The sequence below is a fragment of the Pseudomonas sp. PAMC 25886 genome, from assembly GCF_000242655.1.
Lineage (GTDB): Bacteria > Pseudomonadota > Gammaproteobacteria > Pseudomonadales > Pseudomonadaceae > Aquipseudomonas.
The window spans coordinates 1-23,476 of record NZ_AHHC01000010.1 but is presented as its reverse complement, the minus strand read 5'-3'; the positions used below and the strand labels follow the sequence as shown (position 1 = coordinate 23,476).

The following is a 23,476-nucleotide window of genomic DNA, read 5'->3' as shown; positions in this document are numbered from 1 at the left end:
TCATGTATGCCTTGTTTCGTGCGCGTCGGCTGCTGGGCAGTGTCCCGGCCCTGATCGCCCTGGTGCTGATTGCACTGGGTATCCAGTCCCAACCCCTGAAAATCCAGCCGCAGTACGACGAGTCGGCGGTTGAACTCGCCCTGGTCGAGCCCGAGCCGGAAGTGGTCCCCGAGCCTGTGGTGGAAGAGCCACCGCCACCACCGCCGGTGATCGAAGACGAAGAGGCCGAGCCTGCCCCGCCGCCTCCACCACCCAAGCCGGTGCCAAAACCCCTGCCAAAACCTGAGCCCAAGCCAAAACCCGTGCCCAAGCCGGTGGCCGCCAAGCCAACACCCACGCCTGCGCCAGCCCCGGTCGCCGCCAAGCCTGTGCAAGCCGCTCCTGCCCCTGCACCGGCACCCGCCGCGCCACCAGCGCCGCCAAAAGTCGATGGCCAGGCGCTGGAAGGCGGTTACCTCAAGGGTTTGCGCAACGAGCTGGACACGTACAAGCAATACCCCACCGGGCGCCAGGCGTCCCTCGAACGCCCGAGTGGCGAGGTGGTGGTCTGGTTAATGGTGGACCGCCAAGGCCGCGTCCTCGACTCCGGGATCCAGACCCCGGCGCCGAGCATGCTGCTCAACCGGGCCGCCACCAACAGCCTGCGCCGTATCAAGCAGGTGAAACCGTTCCCCGAACAAGCCTTCGGTGGACGTAACGAGCAGCGCTTCACCGCCACCTTCAACTACAGCGTGCAATAAGCACACACCACCAGGACGACAGTGATGAAGTTCACCCGGATTCATCTGGCACTCGTTGCCGCGACGAGCATGACCCATGGAGTGGTCATGGCAGACACCAGCGACAGTGACGTCGGGACCATTGGGGTACAGGGCAAGGCAACCGCGGGGGGCGGTTACATGGTCCAGGAAGAGAGCGCGAAGGGCCGCTCGACCATCACCAAGGAAGCGCTGGACAAACAGACCGCCACCGGCAACGCGATCGACAAGCTCAAGTACACCCCGGGCCTGAACATCTCCAGCGAAGACAACACCGGCCTCTCGGGTTTCCGCTTCACCATGCGCGGCATGAACTCCGACCAGGTGGGCATGTCGGTGGACGGCATGCCGATCAACGACTCCGGCAACTACGCGTTGTACTCCAACCTGTTGGGCGACCCGGAAAACATCGACCAGATCTTCGTGACCCAAGGCTCGTCGGAAGCCGACGGCCCGCACATCGGCTCCAGCGGCGGCAACATCGGCATCGTGACCATTCGTCCCACCAAGGAAACCGGTGCCTTCGTCAAGCAAGTGGTCGGCAGCAACGCCACCCGCAAGACCTTTGCCCGCCTCAACACCGGTGAAGTCAACGGCCTGAGTAACTGGCTGTCGGCCTCCCACACCGAAGGCCAGATGTGGCGCGGCTCGGGTGCCGTGCGTGCCGACAAGGTGGAGTGGAACAGCTTCTTCGACGCCGGCAACGGCAACACCGCCAACCTGATCCTCAAGTACCACGAGCAGGACAACAACAGTTACAGCCAGCTGACCAAGGCCCAGTTCCAGCAGTACGGCCGCAAGTACGACCCGTATCCGGCGACTCCGGCAGTGGGCGCCAACGGCAAGGTCAGCAGCTACTACGACCTGGCACAGAACCCGTTCCAGACCTTCACCGCCGTGCTCAACACCCAGTACAAGCTGAGCGACAACCTGTCCCTCTCGGTGATCCCGTATTACTACTACGGTAACGGCAGCGGCGTGGGCTCCTCCGCCTATGCGCTGAACAGCGGCTCGAACAAGGGCGGCGTGTTCGACCTCGGCAACCTGCCGACGCAGGCTCAATACAACGCCGACGGCTCCTCCACCACCGGCGTCTACTACCGCCCTTCGCGCACCCAGACCTGGCGCCCGGGCATCACCACCAAGCTGAACTGGGACCTGGGCGACCACAGCCTGCAATTCGGCTACTGGTACGAACGCGCCCGCCAAAGCCAGACCCAACCGTTCATTGCCCTCAAGAACAATGGCAAGCCGAGCGACACCTGGCCTGATGGCAACTCCGTAGTCGACGCCAACGGCAACACCGTGCAGGGTCGCGACCGCTACACCGTCACCCCGGCGCAAAAAGTCTGGACCCAGGACACCTGGTACATCAACTCGGACTGGACGCTGATTGCCGGTATCGCCTACATGAACGTCGAGCGTGACGGCACCAACCACGGCAGCCTCACCGAACAACCGGGCAAGGCCAGCCAGACCTACAACAAATTACTGCCCAACGCCGGCCTGAAATACCAGCTCGACGAGCGTGACCAGTTGTTCTACAGCCTGTCGCGCAACATGCGTATTCCGCAAAACTACGTGCTGTACGACAAAGGCGTCGGCTCCCTCGACTCCAAGCCGGAACTCAGCTGGAACCAGGAACTGGGCTGGCGCTACACCGGCGAAGACAGCACCCTCGCCGCCACGCTGTTCTACATGCAGTTCAAGAATCGCCAGCTCACCTCCCTGGACAGCAACGGTGACTCCGCCGACATCAACGCCGGCACCGTCATCAACAAAGGCCTGGAGCTGGAGTGGAGCGGCAAGCTGCCGCACAACTTCAACTACTACACCTCCTACACCTACACCAGTTCCAAGCAGCAGGACGACCTGACCGTCTACAGCGCCGGCAAGCCGATCGTATTGCCCACCAGCGGCAAGCAGTTCGCCAACGTGCCGACCAACATGCTCGCAGCGAACATCGGGTATGACGACGGGCGCTTCTACGGCACCTTCGGCGGCAAGTTCACCAGCAAGCTCTACGGCGACCTGACCAACGACGAAGCCATCTCCGCCCGCACGATTTTCAACCTCGGCGCCGGTATCTACCTGCCGGTGGACAAAAAAGTGGTCAAGGACGCAACCCTGCGCCTGAACGTCGACAACCTGTTCGACAAGAAGTACCTGGACGGCGTGTACACCACCAAGACCAACTCGGCGAGCTACAGCGGTTTCCGCGATGGCGACCCGGCTTACATCGTTGGCCTGGACCGTACCGTCACGGTTTCCCTGGAAGCGAATTTCTGATTAATCACCTGAGAGGAAAACACTCATGGACATGAACCTGCTTCACCAAATTACCTTTTATGTGATGTACGCCGCGCTGGCGATTGCGATCTTTATCACCATCGAACGGGGCATCTACTTCGCCTACGTGCGTCGCCAGGCCCGCGCGCTGACTGAAGTGCTCGGCGCCAACGTGCACAGCGAACGCGACCTGCCGGAAAACCTGACGCGCCGCGACAGCCTGCCGCTGAGCATGGTGCTGCCGATCCTCGCGCAGAAGGCCTCCCATGGTTCGCGCAAAGACCTGGACGACGAAATCGAAACCCAATACCTCAAGACCCGCGCGCCGCTGTCCCGCAGCCTGTGGATCATCGAAACCATCACCACCGCCGCACCGCTGCTCGGCCTGCTGGGCACCATCCTCGGCATCATCGACACCTTCAAGGCGCTGGCCAGTGCCGGCGTGTCCGACCCGGGCCAGATTTCCGGTGGTATCGGTACGGCCTTGTTCGCCACCGGCCTGGGTATTGCCATCGCCCTGTTCTGCGTGGTGTTCCACAACTTCTTCCAGGACAGCCTGGAACGCATCAACGACCAGCTGAAAATCCTGCTGATCCGCGCCGCAACCGGTGCCCGCGTCCAAGGTGAAGTGCCGCACCTGGTGCCGACCCCGCTGCACAGCCGCACTGCGTGACCTTTCAGGGCGGGCGCCGTTTGCGCCCGCCCTTTCTTTTTGCCCGATGAGACGCCTATGTCCATATCGCTGAAGCTACGTATCGCCGGCCTCGCAGGCCTGCTCCTCAGTCCGCTTGCCCAGGCGGACTTTTCTATTCCGGGGTTTGAGTTGGTGCACACCGTGCCGGTGGACACCCAATTGGGGACGGCGGACCTGCGCCAACCCGGCCCCGTGTGGATCGAGCTGTTCGACGGCGCGAAAAGTCGCATCGACATCGGCCAGTTTTACGCGGCGGACCATCCTGGCTCGGTGATGGACACGGTGATTGAACACCTGGAAGCCGCCGGCAAACGCGGGGTGAAAATTCGCTTCCTGCTGGAAGAAAAAGGCGTGCGGCTGTCGGAAGCTTCCACCCTGGAACGTCTGAAAGCCATTCCCAACCTGACCTTCCGCATCCTGCCCTACGGCAAGCTGAGCGGCGGGATCATCCACGCCAAATACATGGTGGTGGACGGCAAGCAGGCGTTTATCGGCAGCCAGAACTTCGACTGGCGCTCGCTGGAACATATCCACGAAACCGGGCTGCTGATCAGTGATGCCAACGTCGTCGCCCAGACCCAGGCGATCTTTGACCAGGATTGGCAGGCCCAGGCGGCGCTGACCGATAACAAACCCGTCGCCTTGCCCGCCGCAGGCGCTCTACCTGCGCGCACCGGCAACTATCTGGTAGCCAGTCCCCAGCGTTACAACCCGCCTGGCGTGGGCGACTCACAACTGGAACTGCCACGCCTGCTCGGCGAGGCGAAAAAGGAAGTGCGGGTACAACTGCTGGACTACGCGCCGCTGTCCTACGGGCCCGACAGAACCCGGCCTTACTATGCGGTGATCGACAACGCGTTGCGTGCAGCGGCGGCGCGCGGGGTGTCGATCAAGTTGATGGTGTCCAACTGGAACACCGAAGCGCTGGAATTGCCGTACCTGAAAAGCCTGGCAGTGCTGCCGAATGTCGAGATCAAGATCGTCACCCTGCCCGAGGCCAAGCAAGGGTTCATTCCCTATGCGCGGGTGATTCACAGCAAGACCATGGAGATTGACGGGCAAGTGGCATGGGTGGGTACCAGTAACTGGCTGGGGGGTTATTTCGATAACTCGCGCAATCTGGAAGTGGTGATGCGCAGTGAAGCAATGGCCAAGCGTGTGGGAGATTTACACGAGCAGTTGTGGGATGGGCCTTATGCCAAAGCGCTGGACGTGACGAGCGAGTACCCGCAGCCGCATCCGGGCAAACCTTGAACCCTTGCCCGCAAACGGCATGACTTTGCGGGCAATGTCACATTGCCAGATATGAATGTTGCACTTTTCCGCCATTACGCTGACCAACCCTGCATATTCGCCGATCAATACTCAGGGATGGAGAGCAGGGAATGAACAACACACGCAATGGACTGTGCGGTGCCGCGCTGGCTTGGGCGGCCCTCGGGCTCGGCGGCTGCGCCAACTCGATGACCACCACCGGTGAACCGGGGGTAAAGATGGGCGACAGCTATGAGCAGGTGCTTGCCGTGGTCAGCCGCAACAATACGGTGACCAGGCAAGTCGACGGGAAGGGATTCCGGGCCGAGGGGTATTCGGCGATGTTCAAGGATTGCCGCTCCAAGTACTTCATCTTCCAGGGCGCCGACGGCCTGCAACAAGTGCGCTTTGAACCGGCGCCGCAGTTGTCGCCCAGCCAGAACTGCCGCCCGTCATGAGGGCGTTACGAGTTGCCCCCGCCCTGCTCCTGATACTGCTCACCGGCTGTGGCCAGGTGTATAACGTCCGCTCCCTCAACACCGCGTATACCGCGCCGCCGTCCGCCGAGACGGCGCGCTTGCGCATTACCAGTGACGGCATGGTGCGCGCGGTGCCCGGACGTGATTGCCTGGACTGGAATGTGCCGGGCGCCGGCGTGATGGTGTCCGCCAAATCCGGCTTCGCAGATCGCAATGGCGCAAGCCTGGGTATGCCGGGGCCGATTTATACGTGGGACGGTGCAGTGTCGTCCGAACTGGTGATCCCGGCAAACACGCCCATCGCCTTTCATTACCTTGGGCTACCGAACGTTGGGCGGCAATGTTTCAACACCATGACCTTTATCCCCAAGCCCGGCATGGATTACATGGTGCGCGCATCCCTGTCCCGCAGTTGTGCGTTCGAGCTGGCGGAACTGCCGAAGGGCGCCGAACGATGGAGTCCGATTGAACCGACGCCGTCGGGAAGGCTGTCGATGTGCCACGCGATGGATAACTTCTAGGGATTCAGGTGCGACGTGGGTCCAGGCGTTGCGCCCCGGCCCATAAAAAACCCACAAACAAAAACGCCGATCATTGCTGATCGGCGTTTTCGTTAAATATGGAGCGGGAAACGAGACTCGAACTCGCGACCCCGACCTTGGCAAGGTCGTGCTCTACCAACTGAGCTATTCCCGCAAATGGCGTCCCCTAGGGGACTCGAACCCCTGTTACCGCCGTGAAAGGGCGGTGTCCTAGGCCACTAGACGAAGGGGACACGCTACTGAAACACATGGTGTGTATTTCAGTGCCCAGAGATTAAATCCGAAGATTACGCCCTGGTTTCACTCAGTGCCGCCCGAGAGCAACACTGCTTAAATTTGGAGCGGGAAACGAGACTCGAACTCGCGACCCCGACCTTGGCAAGGTCGTGCTCTACCAACTGAGCTATTCCCGCATATGGCGTCCCCTAGGGGACTCGAACCCCTGTTACCGCCGTGAAAGGGCGGTGTCCTAGGCCACTAGACGAAGGGGACACACGTACAACATTCACTCCCTACCGCGTTTCGCTGTGTGCTTTACGCTGTAAGTGGCGCGCATTCTATGGATGGATTGGGAGGTCGTCAACCCCCAAGGATAAATTTATTTAAATCAATGACTTCGCCGTGGTTTACGGGGGTTGCAAGGGTTTCTCGCCGTCCAGGCTTTGACGCCTATATTCTGGCGTTCGACAAGGCGCTATAGTTCGCTGCAGCAAATGATGGCAATGTGCAGCTACGCAGGGACTGCCTCGCTATATAGAAGAAACTACTGACGCAACTGGTCGCTCAGTCCTATCCGGCCAGTGCCCCAGTCACTACACTTCAACGCAAACCCTATAAAGAGGTCACACCGGTGACACCACTCATGATCACCCTGCTGGTAATAGCCGGGATCGTAATACTGATCGCCATTGGCTACATGAACCACGTGGTGGAAAACAATAAGCTGGAAAAGAACCGGACCCGGATCGAACTCAATGACCGGCTGCGTCGCTGCGGTGAAATCACCGAGACGTTCCCAGGCCAGCTGATGACGCCGCGACTCAAGTTGCTGCTGACCCGCCTGGAGCTCAACGTCAACCAGCGCCTGCTGAACCTCGACAGGTCCAACGCCGCCCTCAAAGCACGTATCACCGAACTCAACGCGCTGGTGGCCCAGGGCGAATCGATCCCGGTGAACAACCCGCCGGCCCCGATCCAGACCGAAGCCAAGGCCAAGGATGTGCGCTTCCTGCTGGAAGCCTTGCATGGTCAGGTCACCCGCGCGGCCCAGGACGGTTTCCTGCCGACCAATGAAGCCAAGCACTGGATCAAGGAAATCCGCCATATCCTGGTGCTGCTGCACATCGAGTTCTTCAACAACCTGGGCCAGCACGCGCTGCAACAGGGCCAGCCGGGCCAGGCACGCCTGGCGTTCGAGCGCGGTGTGCAATACCTGCGCAAGCAGCCGGAGCCGGTGGTGTATAGCCAGCAACTGCAACTCCTGGAGAAACAACTCGCGCGCGCCAACTCCATGGTGCTGACCAACATCCAGCCAGCTGAAGACGAGGTCAATGAATTGACCGAAGGCCTGAAAGTGGTCGATGCAGATGCGGACTGGAAAAAGAAAGTCATCTACGACTGATCCCCTGCCAGTGTGGTGAGCGGGGCAAGCCCACTCACCACATGCCATCACTCTGCACCTATCCCCCGCCCCATGAATAGCGTAAAAAAGGCCCCCTCTCTCCGTTAACGAAAAGGGCTTTGCCATGCCTGTCGCGCTTATCGATGGACAACCGCTGCACTACCTCGACCTGGGCACCGGCCCGGCCGTTCTCCTCGGTTCCAGCTATCTGTGGGACAGCCAGATGTGGGCACCGCAGATCGAAGCCCTTTCGCAACAGTACCGGGTGATCGTCCCCGAGCTGTGGGGCCACGGCGAGTCCGGCCCGCTGCCTGCAAACACCGCCTCCCTGGACGACCTCGCGCGCCAGAACCTGGCCCTGCTGGATCATCTGGACATCGCCCGGGTCAACCTCGTGGGTTTGTCGGTCGGCGGCATGTGGGGCGCACGCCTGGCACTGCTCGCACCCGAGCGGGTCAACAGCCTGGTGCTGATGGACACACACCTGGGCGCCGAGCCGGAAGCCACTCGCCAGTATTACTTTTCGCTGTTCAAGATGATCGAAGACGCCGGCGCCATTCCGGAACCGCTGCTGGATGTGGTCGCACCGATCTTCTTCCGCCCCGGCATCGACCGGGAATCAGCCCTGTATCAGGACTTTCGCAACACACTGAAAGCCTTCCCCAAAGAGCGCCTGCTGCAAAGCATCGTGCCCCTGGGCCGGATTATCTTCAGCCGCGCGGATGTGCTGGAACAGCTTTCGCGCCTCGACGCCGACACCACCCTGGTGATGTGCGGGGAGCAAGACAAGCCACGCCCACCGGCCGAGTCAGAAGAAATGGCGGGCTTGATCGGCTGCACACTGACGTTGATCCCGGACGCCGGGCATATCTCCAGCCGGGAAAACCCGGACTTCGTCAATGAAGCCCTGCTGACCTTCCTCGCCAACCACGCCTGACCGCCCTGCCCTTTGATCACCGCAGGCGCGCGGTGGTCAAAGGCGGAAGTGCCCGACCATCCCCTTAAGCTCCGTGCCCAACTGCGCCAGCTCAATGCTCGACGCCGCATTGCCCTGCATGCTCAACGCCGATTGATCGGCACTCGCCCGGATGCTGGTGACGCTGCGATTGATTTCCTCGGCCACCGAGCTTTGCTCTTCCGCCGCCGCGGCAATCTGCTGGTTCATCTGCTGGATCAACGACACCGCTGCCGCAATGCTGCCCAGGGCGCTTTCGGTTTCCAGGGCATCACTGACCGCCAGCTTGACCAGCTCGCCGCTCTGTTTGATCTGCTGCACCGAAGACTGCGCCGCGCTGCGCAGGGTGCTGACCAGGCGCTCGATTTCCTCGGTGGATTGCTGGGTACGCTTGGCCAGCGCCCGTACCTCATCGGCCACCACCGCAAAACCACGGCCCTGCTCACCCGCCCGCGCCGCCTCGATGGCCGCATTCAGGGCCAGCAGGTTGGTTTGCTCGGCCACGCTTTTGATCACCTCGAGCACGGTGCCGATATTCTGGATTTCCGCACTCAGGCTTTCGATGCTGGTACTGGCAGAGGTGGCCGAACTGGCCAGCAACTCGATACGCTGCAAACTCTGGCGCACCACCTGCTGGCCGCTGTCGACTTTGTCATCCGCCGTCTGCGCAGCCTGGGCCGCTTCCTCGGCGTTGCGCGCCACATCGTGCACGGTGGCGGTCATCTGGTTCATCGCCGTCGCAACCTGCTCGGTCTCTTCCTTCTGATTGCTGACCTCGACGTTGGTCTGTTCGGTCACGCTGGACAGCGAATGAGCGGAACTGGCCAGTTGTTCGATACCCGCCTGCAACCCGCTGACCATGCTGCTCAGGCCACCGCTCATTTGCTGCATCGCAAGCATCAACTGCCCCATCTCATCCCGACGGCTGACCTCCATGCGACCACTGAGGTCACCGGCGGCAATCTGCTGGGCTACTGCAATCACGCTGCGCAGCGGGGCGACGATCAACCGGGTAATGATCCATGCGGCAATCAGCCCGACCAGCAAGGCCAGGGCTGAAGAGCCAATGATCAGCAGCGCGCTTTTTTTCAACTGCGCCTGCATCGACAGGTCTTCTGCGTCATACGCCTGGTTGACCCGGGTCACCACCTCGGCGGCACGCTCGTGCAGTTGCTTGTAGACCACCTTTTCCTGGGCCAGCAGGCCGGTGTACTCGCCGAGTTTTTCGCTGAAGGCCGCGATATGCCCTGACACTTCGTTCAACACGGTTTGATAGCCGGGGTCCTTGACCGTGGTTTTCAGCTGTTCAACCTGAGCCAGGGCCTGGTCAGCCTGCTCGATCTTGCCTTGCTCGGCGCTCTCGTCATCGCCCTTGCGGCTTTGATCCAGGCGCACGTGCGCTTCGTTCATGGCTTGCAGCATCAGGCGCGAGACCTGGCTGACCTGCCCGGCCTGCTCGATAAATTCCGCGCCTTCCTTGCCCTGGCTTTCCTTGAGGCCATAGGCGCCGTCGTCCGCCAGGCCGGCCTGCAACACATCGAGATTGTTGGCCACACTGGAGACAGACCAACTGGCCATTTCCAGCGCCAGGTCCTTGGTCTGGGTCAATTCGACAAACTCGTCGAACGCCTTGCGATAGGCCGCCAGCGCCTGCTCGACATCATTCATCACCGGGACATTGACGGGCGACTGGCCCTTGAGAATCACCGCCTGGGCCGCCAACGCGTCGACGCTTTCGTGCAAGGCATCCACCGACTTGGGGTCGGCATGCAGCGCGTAGTCCTGCTCGATCAGGCGCACCTTGAGCAGGCCGCTGTTGAGCGCCGACATGGCTTTAAGGCCCTCGAAACGCTGGCCGACGGTTTGCAGCGACCACACGCCAATCGCGGCCACGAGCGCCGTCAACAGCAACACCAAGGCAAAGCCCAAGCCCAGTTTCTTTGCCATACCGAGGTTGGCAAAACGTCGTTGCGCGGCAGAAATCATTGCACTTGAGTCCTCTTGCAATGGCGAATGCCATCAAGCCCGGTTTCGATGCAGCGAGATTCGCAACCCCGGGGCACCGAACACAAGCGTTTGGCGCCACAATAATGGCAAAAAGCTATATCCTCGTCGTTTTCAGAATGGTAGAGGTCGATCCTGCTGGGCCCATCGCCCTGAACAACGCGAGGGCACGTTGATCAGCAGCATAGGCCACGTTGATGCGCAGCCAGTCACTGTGTTCGCCCGTCGGGCTGAAAAGCGCCCCCGGCGACAGCAGCACCCCCAGCCGACGAGCCCTTGCCTGCAGCGTTGAACGGTCGCCCATCCCAGGGCGGGTCCACACAAACATGCCACCCGCCGGCGCCGCAAACACCTCCCACTCCTCGTCTTCCAGTACCTGCAGGGTCATGGCCATTTCCGTGCTCAAGCGCCGCCGCAGGCGTTGCACCCACTTGCGATAGGTGCCATTGGCCAGCAACGTGGCCACCACCGCCTCGGCAAACCGCGACGTGCCGATGCCAGTCAAGGTCTTGACCCTGACCAACTGCTCGATGATTGCCCCACTGGCCGTGAGATACCCCACGCGCAGGGCACTGCTGAGGGTCTTGGAGAAACTCGAGATATAGATCACCCGGTCCTCGTGTGGCAACGCCGACACCCGGGTGCAAGTGGCGGGTTGCAGATCGCCATAGACGTCTTCCTCGACAATGAAGAAGTCCTGGGAATGGGCCAGTTGCAGCAAGCGTTCGGCCACGTCCAGGGACAGGCTGGTGCCAGTGGGGTTGTGATACAGGCTGTTGATGAACACGCACTTGGGCCGATGCCCGCGTAACAGCGCCTCGAGTGCCGGCATGTCCGGGCCGCGGCGCGTGCGCGGCACTTCCAGCAGTTTGACCCCGTGAAAGGCCAGTAGCCGGTACAGGTTGCCGTAACCCGGGCTTTCCACCACCACGGTGTCGCCGGCCTTGAGCAGCGTACGGATCAGCAGGTCCTGGGCGTGGCTCGCGCCCTGGGTGGTCAGGATATGGTCGACCCGGGTCGCCACGTGGATGTGGGACAGACGCTTGAGCAGTTGTTCACGCAGGGCCGGCAGCCCCAGCGGCGTACTGTAGTTGAAGACGGCGGCGGTATCGGTGCGGGTGACCTCACGAATCGCGTAGCTGATGTCATCGCTCTCGCGCCAGGTATCCGGCAGCCAGCCGCAGCCCAGTTTCAATTCACCCAGTTGATTATCGATGAAAGTGCCCCACCCCGACTCGGCGCCCTCATACCATGGGTTTTCGCTACTCAGGCCGGGTTCGGCAGGTGGCTGGGCCACAAAGAAACCCGCGCCTTGCCGTGAGGCCAGAACGCCTTGCGCAACCATCCGCTCGAACGCTTCGATGACGCTGGACTGGCTGAGCAGGTTCTCGTGGGCCAGTTGCCGAACCGAGGGCAACCGCGTCCCGGGGCTGACCCCGCTTTCGCGAATCCAGGCGGCCAACGCGCTGACGATTTGCTGCACTACCGGTACAAGGGCTTGTCGATCGATCCCTAAATCCATGAGCCACTCACTTAAACTGTTGTCATTTAACCCAATCCAGTTAAGCACAGAAGCTCGGCAACAGCCGTCGCCAAGTTTTATTAAATCATTGATTTAATTGAATTATTTACCTACTGATACACATTCAGCCAAGGCATCTGGCCACCTGCGGAAAAGCCCCACAGCGCCTCCAACGCTTTTCTGAATGGCATCAGCATCAGTTCCTAAATAGCGGTCGCTCCACCGTCTATCGCCAAGGCCTGGCCCGTGGTAAATGCGGCGCCGTCGCTGCACAAATAAAGCACCGCACTGGCGATTTCCTCGACCTTGCCAATACGCCCGACTGGGTGCATGGCGGCGGCAAATTCAGCTTTGCGCGGGTCGGCTTCATAGGCACGGCGGAACATATCGGTGTCGATCACGGCCGGGCACACTGCGTTGACGCGGATTTTCTTTTTCGCGTACTCGATCGCCGCCGACTTGGTCAGGCCGATCACCGCGTGCTTGGACGCGGCATAGATGCTCATCTTCGGCGCCGCCCCAAGGCCGGCCACCGACGCGGTATTGACGATGGCGCCGCCGCCCTGGGCCAGCAGCAATGGCAATTGGTACTTCATGCACAACCACACGCCCTTGACGTTGACGCCCATGATTGCGTCGAACTCGTCCACGCTGCCGTCGGCCAACTTGCCCTTTTCGATCTCGATCCCGGCGTTGTTGAAGGCATAGTCCAGCCGGCCATAGGTGGCCAGGGTCTGCTGCATCAACTGCTGCACATCCGCCTCAAGGGTGACATTGCAACGCACAAACACTGCCTCGCCACCGGCCTGATGAATCTGCGCGACGGTGCCCTCGCCGCCCGCCACGTCCAGGTCGGCGACTACGACTTTCAAGCCTTCAGCGGCGAATGCCAGTGCAGTGGCGCGGCCAATGCCGGCGGCTGCACCGGTCACCAGGGCGACCTGGCCGGAAAACGTCATGCTCATGGGGATGTCCTTCGATGGGGATGCTGGATGACCTCAGTCTAGCCAGAGCGATGACGGGCGCGTCAGCACTATCAAACGCCCGGTTGGCGAACCATGAGCCGCAGTGATAACGCCACCAGCCTCACTATCATCACAGTGGATCGACGGGCATTCGCAGGTGCCCCGGACCTTGCCGGTGCGGCCTTAAGGGTCTATCACTCAAGGTCCACTTCTCAAGAGTCCCTGCCATGACTGCCCAGACCAACCGCCAATTCCTGCTCGCCAAACGCCCGGTCGGCGCTGCCACGCGGGACACCTTCACCTACCAGGAAGTACCGGTGGGCAAGCCCCAGGACGGGCAGGTGCTGGTGCACAACGAATACCTGTCCCTGGACCCGGCCATGCGAGGCTGGATGAACGAGGGCAAATCCTACATTCCGCCGGTGGGTATCGGCGAAGTCATGCGCGCCTTGGGCGTAGGCAAGGTCATCGCCTCGAACAACCCGAAATTTGCCGTGGGTGACTACGTCAACGGCGCCCTCGGCGTGCAGGATTACTTCCTCGGCGAGCCGCGAGGTTTCTACAAGGTCGATCCGAAACTGGCACCGTTGCCACGCTATTTGTCGGCGCTGGGGATGACCGGCATGACCGCCTACTTCGCCCTGCTGGACACCGGCGCGCCCAAGGCCGGCGACACGGTGGTGATTTCCGGCGCGGCGGGTGCGGTGGGCAGCATTGCCGGGCAAATTGCCAAGATCAAAGGCTGCCGCGTGGTGGGCATTGCCGGCGGTGCCGACAAATGCAAGTTCCTGGTAGATGAGCTGGGTTTTGATGCGGCCATCGACTACAAGAACGAAGACGTGCATGCCGGCCTCAAGCGCGAGTGCCCAAAGGGCGTGGACGTGTATTTCGATAACGTTGGCGGTGACATCCTTGATGCCGTGCTCAGCCGCCTGGCGTTGAAAGCGCGGGTGGTGATCTGCGGTGCCATCAGCCAGTACAACAACAAGGAAGCCGTCAAAGGGCCGGCCAATTACCTGTCATTGCTGGTCAATCGTGCGCGCATGGAAGGGTTTGTGGTGATGGACCACGCGGCGAACTTCGCCGCTGCCGGGCAGGAGATGGCCGGCTGGATGGCTCAGGGCAAGCTCAAGAGCAAGGAAGATATCGTCGAAGGGCTGGAGACGTTCCCGGAAACGTTGATGAAACTGTTCAACGGCGAGAACTTTGGGAAGCTGGTGTTGAAAGTCAGCTGACACACCGCAGATCGTTCTGTGGCCACTATCAATGTGGGAGCCGGGCTTGCCCGCGATAGCATCGCCTTGGTGTCAAAGAAACACCGAGTCGCCTGCATCGCGGGCAAGCCCGGCTCCCACATTTTTTACCGCGCCTGGTTTCAGGCGATCTCGGCAACCACCGCCGCCAGCGCCTTGGCCGGGTCGGCCGCCTGGCTGATCGGGCGACCGATCACCAGGTAATCGGAACCGGCATCCAGGGCCTGGCGCGGGGTCAGAATGCGACGCTGGTCGTCCTGGGCGCTGCCCGCCGGGCGAATCCCCGGGGTCACCAGTTGCAGCGACGGGTGGGCGGTCTTCAGCGCCTGGGCTTCCAGCGCCGAGCACACCAGGCCGTCCAGGCCGGCCTTTTGCGCCAGGGCGGCAAGGCGCAGCACTTGTTCCTGTGGCTCGATGTCCAGGCCGATGCCGGCCAGATCTTCACGTTCCATGCTGGTCAGCACGGTCACGCCAATCAGCAGCGGTTTGGGGCCAGTGCGCTGATCGAGCACTTCACGGCACGCAGCCATCATGCGCAAACCGCCGGAGCAGTGCACATTGACCATCCACACGCCCATTTCGGCGGCGGCCTTGACCGCCATCGCGGTGGTGTTGGGGATGTCGTGGAATTTCAGGTCGAGGAACACCTCGAAGCCCTTGTCACGCAAGGTGCCGACAATTTCTGCGGCGCAACTGGTGAACAGTTCCTTGCCGACCTTGACCCGGCAAAGCGTGGGGTCCAACTGGTCAGCCAGCTTCAGTGCGGCGTCACGAGTGGGGTAATCCAGGGCGACGATGATAGGAGTCTGGCAGACGGACATTGGAATGGGCTCTCAGGCAAGTCGAAATCGGCGCGGATTGTAGCGCAAGCAGCGCGTTTGCGGGATCCGATGATCGGTAATTCGCGATTTACCCGCCAGATTGCGGGCTCCCGGGCAATTGTGTCAAAACAGATACATTCCCGACATGCCTGCAATACCCCCGAAGACTAGCCTCGCACACGTGAACCACCGTACAGAACTTCCAGCCCCGGGGCTGGGCGCCTATGCTGAACGCAACAACCTCGCCGCCGACCTTCGGCCCGGCGGCCCACCAGGTAGATGATCGCACCATGCAAACCCTGACTCCTGTGCTGAATGACGATCAAAAAGGCTCGCTTGTGGGTGACGACAAGCGCTGGAACACCCGCGCACTGATCGTCGACGACGACGTGCCGATCCGCGAACTGCTGATCGATTACCTGGCGCGCTTCAATATTCTCGCCAGCGGCGTGACCGATGGCGCGGCCATGCGCCAGGCCATGCAAGCCGAAACCTTCGACGTAATAGTGCTCGACCTGATGCTGCCGGGTGAAGACGGCCTGTCGCTGTGCCGCTGGCTGCGGGCTGAATCGGACATTCCGATCCTGATGCTCACCGCCCGCTGCGAACCCACCGACCGCATCATCGGCCTCGAACTGGGGGCCGACGACTACATGTCCAAGCCCTTCGAGCCCCGCGAGCTGGTGGCGCGTATCCAGACGATCCTGCGTCGGGTGCGGGACGACCGCACCGAGCAACGGGCGAACATCCGCTTCGATAACTGGCGCCTCAACAGCGTACTGCGCCAACTGGTGGCCGACGATGGCCTCGTGGTGCCGCTGTCCAACGCCGAGTTCCGTTTGCTGTGGGTATTTATCGAGCGCCCGCGCCGGGTGCTGAGCCGCGAACAACTGCTGGACGCGGCCCGCGGTCGTTCCATTGAAGCCTTTGATCGCAGCATCGACTTGCTGGTCTCGCGCCTGCGCCAAAAACTCGGGGATGACCCCAAAGCGCCGCAATTGATCAAGACCGTACGCGGTGAAGGCTACCTGTTCGACGCCCGGGATATCGGCTGATGCGCAACGCCTTCAACACCCTGTTCGGGCGGCTGTTCGGTGTGTTGCTGGTGGCTATTGTGCTGGCCCACGTGCTGGCATTTTTCTGGTTTCACCACTACGGCCCGCCGCCGCCACCGCCCCACGAGACGTTCATCGAGCAACCGGACGGCACCCTGACGCCCATGCCCAAGGAGCATCGCCGCTCCTGGTTCGGCGGGCCGGTGGTGCCGCTGACCTTCCAGTTCTTCTCGCTGATCATTGCAGCCTGGTACGGCGCCAAGCTGCTCAGCCGGCCGATCCAGCGCCTGAGTGCCGCGGCCGAGCGCCTGAGCCTGGACCTCGACAGCCCGCCGCTGAACGAGTCCGGCCCACGGGAAGCACGGCAGGCGGCGTCGACCTTTAACCTGATGCAAAAGCGCATCCGCGAACAGGTCACCCAGCGCGCCCGCATGCTCGGCGCGGTGTCCCATGACCTGCGCACGCCGCTGTCACGGCTCAAGCTGCGCCTGGAGCAGATCGAAGACACCAAGCTGCAGGGCCAGATGCGCCAGGACCTGGACGACATGATCGGCATGCTCGACGCCACCCTGAGCTACCTGCACGAACAACGCACCAGCGAAACCCGGCATTGGCTGGACGTTCAGGCGCTGGTGGAATCCCTGAGTGAAAACGCCCAGGACCGCGGCTCCGACGTGCAATGCAGCGGTGAATGCGCGCCGCTGCAGGTGCAGCCGATGGCCCTGCGTTCGTGCCTGAACAACCTGATCGACAACGCCCTGCGCTATGCCGGCACGGCACGCATCGAACTGGCGGACACCCCGCAGGCGCTGGTGGTCAAGGTGATCGACCATGGCCCTGGAATTGCGGCGGATAAACGTGAAGCGGTGTTTGAGCCGTTTTATCGGCTGGAAGGCTCACGCAACCGTAATTCCGGCGGCGTGGGGTTGGGGATGACCATTTCCAAGGAGGCGGTTGAGCGCCTCGGTGGACGGCTGAGCCTGGAGGAAACGCCAGGCGGTGGCCTGACGGCGGTGATGTGGTTGCCGAGGGCGTAGGCATCATTCCTGCGCCCTGTTTCCCCCCTTACTGTTCGGCTTTATCTTCCCGCCGCACCTGAGCCTGGCTGGCGCTCCAGTCCGTCAACAGGCTATACGCCACTGCCAGCAATGTCGGGCCGATAAACAGGCCGATAAAACCGAACGCAATCAACCCGCCAAACACCCCCAACAGCACGATCACCAGCGGCAGGTTGCCGCCACGGCTGATCAGGTACGGCTTGAGCACGTTGTCCACGCCACTGATGATGAACGTGCCCCACACCCCGAGGAACACGGCGTAGGTGTAGTCGCCCTTCCACGCCAGCCACGCCGTGGCGGGAATCCACACCAACGGCGGCCCCATGGGAATCAGGCTCAGCAGGAACGTCACGATGCCCAGCACCAGCGCCCCCGGCACCCCGGCAATCAGGAAGCCAATCAGCGCCAGCACCGCCTGGGCAGCCGCCGTACCGATCACGCCATTCACCACGCGTTGCACGGTGCCCGCCACCAGTTCGATGTAATAACCGGCGCGCTCGCCGATCAAGCGCTCCAGCAAGCGATGCACAAACATCGCCAGTCGCGGGCCGTCACGGTAGAAAAAGAACACGAACACCAGGCTCAGGGTCAGCTCCAGAATCCCGCCGCCGATCTGCGCACTGCGGGCCAGCAACCAGTTGCCCACCTGCCCCAGGTACGGCTTGAGGGTGACCATCAGCGCCGCGCCTTGCTGGTCGATGCTGTCCCACATCGCCACTAACCGCTCGCCGACAAAAGGGATGGAGCCAAGCCAGGCCGGCGCTTCGGGCAAACCATCCACTTGGATATCCTTGATCAGGCCCACGGCATCGCGCACATGATCTGCGAGGTTGAAGCCCAGCCATACCAGCGGCAACGCCACCAACAGCATCCAGACCAGGGTCAGGATTCCGGCAGCCAGGGACTCACGCCCGCCCAGCCAGCGGGTGAGCAAACGCATCACCGGCCAACTGGCAAACGCCAGCACCGCGCCCCAGAACAGCGCCGACCAGAACGGCGCCATCACCCAGAAGCTGGCACCGAACAACACCAGCAGCAGGATTTGCACCAGCAGGCGATCGTTATTGAGCATGTGGTTTCTCGAAAAGAAGTCTGTAAGAGGAAGAGCTTAGGCGAACGGCACGGGTCCGTTCGCCCTGGAACGGTCAGCGTATCAGATGCAGGTGCAAACCCTTGGCTTCGGCGGTGCCGGTTTCCAGGCGGGCCGCGCGTACGCCCTGATCGATCAAGCCCTGGCGCCATGCCTCAGCGGTAGGCCCGGTCAAACTGACCCGCAAGGTGGCGTCCAGGTTCAATCCACGGGAAATCAGCGTGAGCCAGGTGGCGTCAGGTTCGGCGCCGAGCTTGGGGAAGTCCAGCTCGCCGGTGCTTTTCAGCTCCCGCAGCAGCGTGGCGGAAGTCGGCAGCAAGTCGCCCAGCGGTGCGCTGGCGTCCAGTTGCTCCACATGCAGATACGCCCGACGGTTGCCCCGGGTGATGCCGTACAGAGCGACCAGGGAATTGTCCTGAGGCGCCGCCAGGCGCAGCAACAGGTATTCCTGTTGGCCATCGGCGCCTACCAGCTTGGCGTTGCCAAATACTTCGTTGGCCCACAGGCTGCTTTCGCCGCAATCCCGGGCCTGGCACCAGAACAGCAATTGCGCGCCCTGGGCCTGCAAGGCCTCACGAGTGGCGGTAAAGGCGGCGCTGGAGGTGTGTTCGGCAGGCAGTTCGTAGGTAATGGCCGTATTCAGCCCACGGGCGGTAGCCTGGCCTTCATAGCGCAGCTGGCCGCTGATCTTGCGGATCGAGCCCAGCGGGTAGATGCGTTCTTTTTCTTCGGCGGGGCGGTAGTCGACAATCTGCGCGTCGACCTGACGGGCCACGGCGGGCAAGTCCTGGCTGCCCGGTACGTCGGCGGCGAACACCAGCGGGCTGAAACAGCACAGCCCCAGAATACGGATAAATCCCTTCGGCATACTCATCGGATCAGTGCGCCCTGGCCATTGGGGTGCGCTGCGGTGCTGAGATCGTTCATGGTTGACTCCCTTTCGATCCGCCCAGCCTCGGCAGTTGACCCCGCCAAGTCAAGGCGTGGAGAAGAACCGATTGAAACAGTCTGCAACAAGGGTAGCGCCCGGCTCGTCATTCAGGTGCAAATGATGGCCACCGGGCAACGTCGTCACCTGGAACGGCAGCCCGGAAAGCAATTCGGAATGTTTCGCCAGCATGCCGTCTTCAGCCACCACCAGTTGTGTCGGACAGCTGATCCGGCGCACGAAGGCCATCGCCTGTTCTTCTGTCAGACGCATAGGGGAAGCCAGGGTCAGACGGCTGTCACTGCGCCAGGTGTAACCGCCCGGCACCGGCATAAGGCCACGCTGGGCCAGCAATTCCGCTGCTTCGCGACTGACTGCCACCACGCCTTTCATCCGCGCTTCCACCGCACGATCAAGGGTGCTGTACACCGGTTTGCGCTTGTCTTGCAGGGCCAGTTGCGCCTGCAACGCCATGCCAAGGCGTTCGGCGGCGTTATCGGCGGTGCCGGTCGGCGGGATCACCCCATCGATCAATCCCAGGTGCGTCACCCGCTCCGGCAAGGCACCGGCCAACACGAGGGAAACGATGGCGCCGAGGGAGTGACCAAGTAATGCAAAACGTTTCCAGCCCAGTTGTTCGGCCACTTGCAGCACATCGTGGACGTAATCCCACAGGGAATAACCCGCGCCGACGGGGCGATGAGCCGAGTGACCATGGCCGGCCATGTCCAGGGCGACAATGCGCAGGCCATTAAGCTTCGGCGCCAGGCGCGCAAAGCTGTTGGCGTTGTCCAGCCAGCCATGCAGGGCGATGACCGGCAGGCCGTCTTCGGGGCCAAACAGATGCGCCGCCAACTCGATGTGCGGCAGGGCCAGGCGGACTTCTTCGACGGGCGCGGTCATGCGCAACTGCGCTCGCGCTGGCGGGCTTCCCAACGGGTAAACAGGTTTTTGATCAAGGTGGCGGTGTCCTGGGGGCGCTCAAGGGGAAACATGTGGCCGCCGGGCATGGTCAGCATTTCGCCCATGGGCATGCGCCCCACGCCGCTGGCATGGTGACGCATCACCACCCGGCTCTGGCGGCCGCGCACTACCGCCAGCGGTACCTTCAATTGCCGGACCTGGCCTGGGCTGGTGTGGGGCACGCCACGGTAGATGCTGATTTCGGTGGCCGGATCAAAGCGCAGGCGCAGGCGATCACCCACCGGCTCCAGGCCATGTTGCAGGTAAGCGTCGAAACATTCGGGATCAAAGCCGCGAAACAGGGTTTTGCCGGCAAAGTACTGGCGCGCTGCCGCAAGGTCGGCGAACTCTTCACGACGGCCGAGGGTGCGACCCGCCGGGGTCAGCCGGTCGATAAAGCCAAAGCGCTTGGCCGCGCGAATCACCCAGCGATCGGCCAGGGTGAGTACCGGCGAATCGAGCATCACCACGCCGCGATACAACTGCGGGCAGCGCATGGCCGCGTGCAGGTGCAGCACGCCACCCAATGAATGGCCTACGCCCCACACCGGCTCCGGCTGTTGTTCAAGGTGGTGGATCAGTTCGTCCACCAGGTTCTGCCAGTTGTCATCCACCGGAAACCGGGGGTCGTGGCCGTGCTGCGGCAAATGCGCGACGGCGTACTCCGGGGCCAGGGCGGCAAACAATTTGCCGTAGGTCGCCGAAGGGAAGCCATTGGCGTGAGCAAAAAACACGTGCTGCGACATACCTGATCCATCACCGTAAACAGAGCGTTGATTCTCCCCAGACCGGGCAGTCACGGCAATGACTGTAACTGCCAGGAATGATGACACTCACGCCATGCCTATCGCGCCGGCGGGTTCTCGCCCAGCGGCACCACGGCCATGGTCAGGCGCGATACGCAGCTGGCCTTGCCTTCATCGCTGGTCAGGCGGATATCCCACACATGGGTGGTGCGCCCGATGTGAATCGGCTTGGCCACCGCCGTCACCCGCCCGCTGCGCAAACCGCGCAGGTGGTTAGCGTTGATTTCGAGGCCCACGCAGTAGAACTTGCTGGCGTCGATGCACAGGTAACTGGCCATGGAGCCCACGGTTTCCGCCAGCACCACCGACGCGCCGCCGTGCAGCAGGCCGTAGGGTTGATGGGTGCGGTGGTCGATCACCATGCTGGCGGTCAGGGACTCGTCGTCAGCGCTTTCAAAGCGAATATCCAGCACTTCACCAATGGTGTTTTTCTGGATCGCATTGAGTTGTTCGATATTGGGTTGGGTGCGCCACAGGCTCATTGATCAGTCCTTATTGGTGTTATGTCAGTGCTCAATCCTGCCACAGCACGGCCTCGGAGCGCTCGCTCCAGGCCTGAAACTGCGACCCGTAAACGGATTCGATCACGTTGCGCTTGATCTTCAAGGTCGGCGTGAGAAAACCGTTTTCCACCGCCCAACTGTCTTTCACTACCACCAGTTGGCGCAAGCGTTCATGTTTATCCAGCACCTGGTTAACCTCTTCCAGCAAGCGCTCAAGACTGCCCTGCAACGCCTGACGCCCGTGGCCTGTCGTATCTTGCAAGCCTCCTGCTGATAACACGCACAAGCCTATGGGCGCGCTCAAGCCATCGCCCACCACGCACACCTGCTCGATGCGCACATGCTCGGCCAAACGGTTTTCAATCGGCGCCGGGGCCACGTATTTGCCTTTGCTGGTCTTGAAGATCTCCTTGAGCCGCCCGGTCAGCCGCAAACGCCCATCGGCGCCCTGCTCGCCTTTGTCACCGGTGCGCAGGAAGCCGTCCGCAGTGATGGTCTCGGCGGTTTTTGCGGGGTCCTTGAAATAGCCGAGCATGGTCGCGCCGCTGCGCACCTGGACTTCACCGTCATCACCGATGCGCACTTCAACGTCCGGGCATGGCGGGCCGATCCAGCCGAGTTTCTGTTGGCCGGGGCGGCATACGTGGGAATAGCCGCAGCTTTCGGTCATGCCATACACCTCCAGCACATCCAAACCCAGCCTGCGGTACCAGAGCAACAGCGCTTCAGGCACCGGGGCCGCGCCGGAGATTGCTACACGCACTGCGTCCAGGCCCAGCCCGGCGAGAACCTTGTGCCCGACGCGCTTGCCGATAAAGGGCAGGCGCAGCAGGGTGTCGAGGCGGCTCGCGGGCATTTTGCTGTAGACGCCCATCTGGAATTTGGTCCAGATGCGCGGTACGCCGAACAACGCCGTAGGCCGTGCCCGCTTGAGGTCGGTAAGAAAGGTGTCGAGGCTCTCGGCGAAAAATACCGTTTGCCCGGTGTAGATCGAGGCCATTTCCACAAACATGCGCTCGGCCACGTGGCACAGCGGCAGGTAGGAGAGCAGGCGATCGCCCTCCCCCAGGCCGAACAACTCTGTGCCGCGAATGGCTGCAAAGGCCAGGGCGCCAAAGCTGTGCATCACGCCCTTGGGCAGCCCGGTGGTACCGGAGGTGTAAATGATGGTGGCTAGGTCGGACGCAGCCGGTGCGGGCTTGTCCTGGATGGGGGAGCAGGTTTGCAGGTCGGCCCAGGTGAAATCAAACTCACCGTCGGGGCACAGCGGCAGACTGATGGTCGGCAGATCGGCCTTCACTCCGGCAGACATGGCCGGCCAGTCGTCCAGCTTGCCGATAAACGCCAGGGCGGCTTCGGAGTGCTCCAGTACGTGGGCCACGGAGTCGGCGGTGAGGTTGGGGTAGAGCGGCACCGAAACGTGGCCGGCCATCCAGATGGCGAGGTCGGCGATGATCCAATGGGCGCAGTTTTTCGAGATCAGGGCAATGTGGGAGCCCTGGGGCAGCTCACGGGCTCGCAACCAGTGGGCGGCGCAGCGGGCCTGGTGGCCGGCTTCGGCCCAGGTGAGGATTTGCACCTCCCCGCCCTTGATGGGTTGCACCAGGAACCGTTGGCGCGGGTGTCGCGCTTCACGTTCGAAGAAGACCTGCAACGGCAAACGAAAAGCGACAGACATGGACGCGCTCCTGTGTGTTCCGATGGTAGCCAACCAAGCACTTGCTTGGGTGGACTATTTCATGGGAGCGCAGGGGGTGCAAGTTCTGAAGTTTCGGGGGTATATCCGTTGCTGCGGTCAGGGCTGATATGGGTTCCGCCCTTACGGCGGCTCACTTTTGAACAGCGCAAAAGTAAGCAAAACGCTCTTGCCCCACCACTCGGCACCTCGCTCAGGCTCGGTGTGCCCTCTCTCCGGT

At 62.0% G+C, this 23,476-nt stretch carries 21 protein-coding genes, 4 tRNA genes and 1 pseudogene; 11 read left to right on the top strand and 15 right to left on the bottom strand.

Going from position 1 to position 23,476, the window contains the following annotated elements; translation table 11 throughout:
• Positions 1 to 2 precede the first annotated feature (2 nt).
• The 6 genes from MUM_RS0101875 to MUM_RS0101850 all read left to right on the top strand — a co-directional run bounded on the left by MUM_RS0101875 (position 3) and on the right by MUM_RS0101850 (position 5,995).
• Positions 3 to 740 carry an energy transducer TonB family protein gene (locus MUM_RS0101875; RefSeq protein ID WP_010166360.1) on the top strand — a complete coding sequence of 246 codons (738 nt, stop codon included), beginning with the start codon at positions 3 to 5 and terminating at the stop codon, positions 738 to 740.
• A 24-nt stretch (positions 741 to 764) separates the two neighbouring features.
• Positions 765 to 3,047, top strand: coding sequence for a TonB-dependent receptor (locus MUM_RS0101870; RefSeq protein WP_010166358.1), 2,283 nt, complete (start codon positions 765 to 767; stop codon positions 3,045 to 3,047).
• Positions 3,048 to 3,072: 25 nt separating this feature from the next.
• Positions 3,073 to 3,720, top strand: a complete 648-nt coding sequence (locus MUM_RS0101865; RefSeq protein ID WP_010166356.1) for a MotA/TolQ/ExbB proton channel family protein — start codon at positions 3,073 to 3,075, stop codon at positions 3,718 to 3,720.
• Positions 3,721 to 3,777: 57 nt separating this feature from the next.
• The gene (locus MUM_RS0101860) at positions 3,778 to 4,995 is read left to right on the top strand and encodes a phospholipase D-like domain-containing protein (protein ID WP_010166354.1); all 1,218 of its coding nucleotides are present in this window, start codon (positions 3,778 to 3,780) and stop codon (positions 4,993 to 4,995) included.
• A 131-nt stretch (positions 4,996 to 5,126) separates the two neighbouring features.
• On the top strand, positions 5,127 to 5,453 hold the full coding sequence (locus MUM_RS0101855; RefSeq protein ID WP_010166352.1) for a hypothetical protein: 327 nt from the start codon (positions 5,127 to 5,129) through the stop codon (positions 5,451 to 5,453).
• Positions 5,450 to 5,995: a hypothetical protein gene (locus MUM_RS0101850; RefSeq protein WP_010166350.1), complete on the top strand. Its 546-nt coding sequence runs from the start codon at positions 5,450 to 5,452 to the stop codon at positions 5,993 to 5,995. The genes MUM_RS0101855 and MUM_RS0101850 overlap by 4 nt, the downstream gene beginning before the upstream one ends.
• A gap of 99 nt (positions 5,996 to 6,094) precedes the next feature.
• Here the strand turns inward: MUM_RS0101850 and MUM_RS0101845 are convergent.
• The 4 genes from MUM_RS0101845 to MUM_RS0101830 all read right to left on the bottom strand — a co-directional run bounded on the left by MUM_RS0101845 (position 6,095) and on the right by MUM_RS0101830 (position 6,508).
• A tRNA-Gly gene (locus MUM_RS0101845) sits at positions 6,095 to 6,170 on the bottom strand.
• 3 nt (positions 6,171 to 6,173) lie between these two features.
• Positions 6,174 to 6,249 (bottom strand) — tRNA-Glu (locus MUM_RS0101840).
• Positions 6,250 to 6,353: 104 nt separating this feature from the next.
• A tRNA-Gly gene (locus MUM_RS0101835) sits at positions 6,354 to 6,429 on the bottom strand.
• Between the two features lie 3 nt (positions 6,430 to 6,432).
• Positions 6,433 to 6,508, bottom strand: a tRNA-Glu gene (locus MUM_RS0101830).
• Between the two features lie 358 nt (positions 6,509 to 6,866).
• Here MUM_RS0101830 and MUM_RS0101825 point away from each other — a divergent pair.
• Both MUM_RS0101825 and MUM_RS0101820 read left to right on the top strand, forming a co-directional pair.
• Positions 6,867 to 7,637, top strand: a complete 771-nt coding sequence (locus MUM_RS0101825; RefSeq protein WP_010166348.1) for a hypothetical protein — start codon at positions 6,867 to 6,869, stop codon at positions 7,635 to 7,637.
• A gap of 124 nt (positions 7,638 to 7,761) precedes the next feature.
• Positions 7,762 to 8,574, top strand: coding sequence for an alpha/beta fold hydrolase (locus tag MUM_RS0101820; protein ID WP_010166347.1), 813 nt, complete (start codon positions 7,762 to 7,764; stop codon positions 8,572 to 8,574).
• 36 nt (positions 8,575 to 8,610) lie between these two features.
• On the opposite strand, the gene MUM_RS1000000134930 is transcribed toward MUM_RS0101820, so the two are convergent.
• The 4 genes and pseudogenes from MUM_RS1000000134930 to MUM_RS0101805 all read right to left on the bottom strand — a co-directional run bounded on the left by MUM_RS1000000134930 (position 8,611) and on the right by MUM_RS0101805 (position 13,083).
• Complete coding sequence (locus MUM_RS1000000134930) at positions 8,611 to 9,453, bottom strand: methyl-accepting chemotaxis protein (protein ID WP_443216225.1); 843 nt, start codon at positions 9,451 to 9,453, stop codon at positions 8,611 to 8,613.
• An 18-nt stretch (positions 9,454 to 9,471) separates the two neighbouring features.
• Positions 9,472 to 9,696 (bottom strand): annotated as a pseudogene (locus tag MUM_RS1000000134925) (HAMP domain-containing protein); the annotation flags it as partial.
• Positions 9,697 to 10,693: 997 nt separating this feature from the next.
• Entirely contained in the window at positions 10,694 to 12,118 is a 1,425-nt protein-coding gene (locus tag MUM_RS0101810) for an aminotransferase-like domain-containing protein (RefSeq protein WP_010166344.1), read from the bottom strand.
• 203 nt (positions 12,119 to 12,321) lie between these two features.
• Positions 12,322 to 13,083: an SDR family oxidoreductase gene (locus tag MUM_RS0101805; RefSeq protein WP_010166341.1), complete on the bottom strand. Its 762-nt coding sequence runs from the start codon at positions 13,081 to 13,083 to the stop codon at positions 12,322 to 12,324.
• A gap of 227 nt (positions 13,084 to 13,310) precedes the next feature.
• Here MUM_RS0101805 and MUM_RS0101800 point away from each other — a divergent pair, with 227 nt between their 5' ends.
• Positions 13,311 to 14,318, top strand: a complete 1,008-nt coding sequence (locus tag MUM_RS0101800) for an NADP-dependent oxidoreductase (protein ID WP_010166339.1) — start codon at positions 13,311 to 13,313, stop codon at positions 14,316 to 14,318.
• Positions 14,319 to 14,458: 140 nt separating this feature from the next.
• Here MUM_RS0101800 and pyrF read toward each other — a convergent pair whose 3' ends face one another.
• Complete coding sequence (gene pyrF, locus MUM_RS0101795) at positions 14,459 to 15,157, bottom strand: orotidine-5'-phosphate decarboxylase (protein ID WP_010166337.1); 699 nt, start codon at positions 15,155 to 15,157, stop codon at positions 14,459 to 14,461.
• Positions 15,158 to 15,447: 290 nt separating this feature from the next.
• On the opposite strand from pyrF, the gene MUM_RS0101790 reads away from it, so the two are divergent.
• Together MUM_RS0101790 and MUM_RS0101785 are read left to right on the top strand one after the other, a co-directional pair.
• The gene (locus MUM_RS0101790; RefSeq protein ID WP_029615736.1) at positions 15,448 to 16,212 is read left to right on the top strand and encodes a response regulator; all 765 of its coding nucleotides are present in this window, start codon (positions 15,448 to 15,450) and stop codon (positions 16,210 to 16,212) included.
• Entirely contained in the window at positions 16,212 to 17,249 is a 1,038-nt protein-coding gene (locus tag MUM_RS0101785) for a sensor histidine kinase (protein WP_010166333.1), read from the top strand. Before MUM_RS0101790 ends, MUM_RS0101785 begins: the two co-directional genes overlap by 1 nt.
• A gap of 28 nt (positions 17,250 to 17,277) precedes the next feature.
• On the opposite strand, the gene MUM_RS0101780 is transcribed toward MUM_RS0101785, so the two are convergent.
• From MUM_RS0101780 to MUM_RS0101755, 6 genes are all read right to left on the bottom strand, one after another.
• Positions 17,278 to 18,342 carry an AI-2E family transporter gene (locus MUM_RS0101780; RefSeq protein WP_010166331.1) on the bottom strand — a complete coding sequence of 355 codons (1,065 nt, stop codon included), beginning with the start codon at positions 18,340 to 18,342 and terminating at the stop codon, positions 17,278 to 17,280.
• Between the two features lie 73 nt (positions 18,343 to 18,415).
• A complete protein-coding gene (locus tag MUM_RS0101775) occupies positions 18,416 to 19,234 on the bottom strand; it encodes a DUF4892 domain-containing protein (RefSeq protein WP_029615735.1) in 819 nt (272 codons plus the stop codon).
• Between the two features lie 102 nt (positions 19,235 to 19,336).
• Complete coding sequence (locus tag MUM_RS0101770) at positions 19,337 to 20,191, bottom strand: alpha/beta hydrolase (RefSeq protein ID WP_010166328.1); 855 nt, start codon at positions 20,189 to 20,191, stop codon at positions 19,337 to 19,339.
• A complete protein-coding gene (locus MUM_RS0101765; RefSeq protein WP_010166326.1) occupies positions 20,188 to 20,997 on the bottom strand; it encodes an alpha/beta fold hydrolase in 810 nt (269 codons plus the stop codon). The genes MUM_RS0101770 and MUM_RS0101765 overlap by 4 nt, the downstream gene beginning before the upstream one ends.
• Before the next feature lie 98 nt (positions 20,998 to 21,095).
• Positions 21,096 to 21,539, bottom strand: coding sequence for a hotdog fold thioesterase (locus tag MUM_RS0101760; RefSeq protein WP_010166324.1), 444 nt, complete (start codon positions 21,537 to 21,539; stop codon positions 21,096 to 21,098).
• Between the two features lie 31 nt (positions 21,540 to 21,570).
• Complete coding sequence (locus tag MUM_RS0101755) at positions 21,571 to 23,238, bottom strand: AMP-binding protein (protein ID WP_010166323.1); 1,668 nt, start codon at positions 23,236 to 23,238, stop codon at positions 21,571 to 21,573.
• Positions 23,239 to 23,476: the final 238 nt, after the last annotated feature.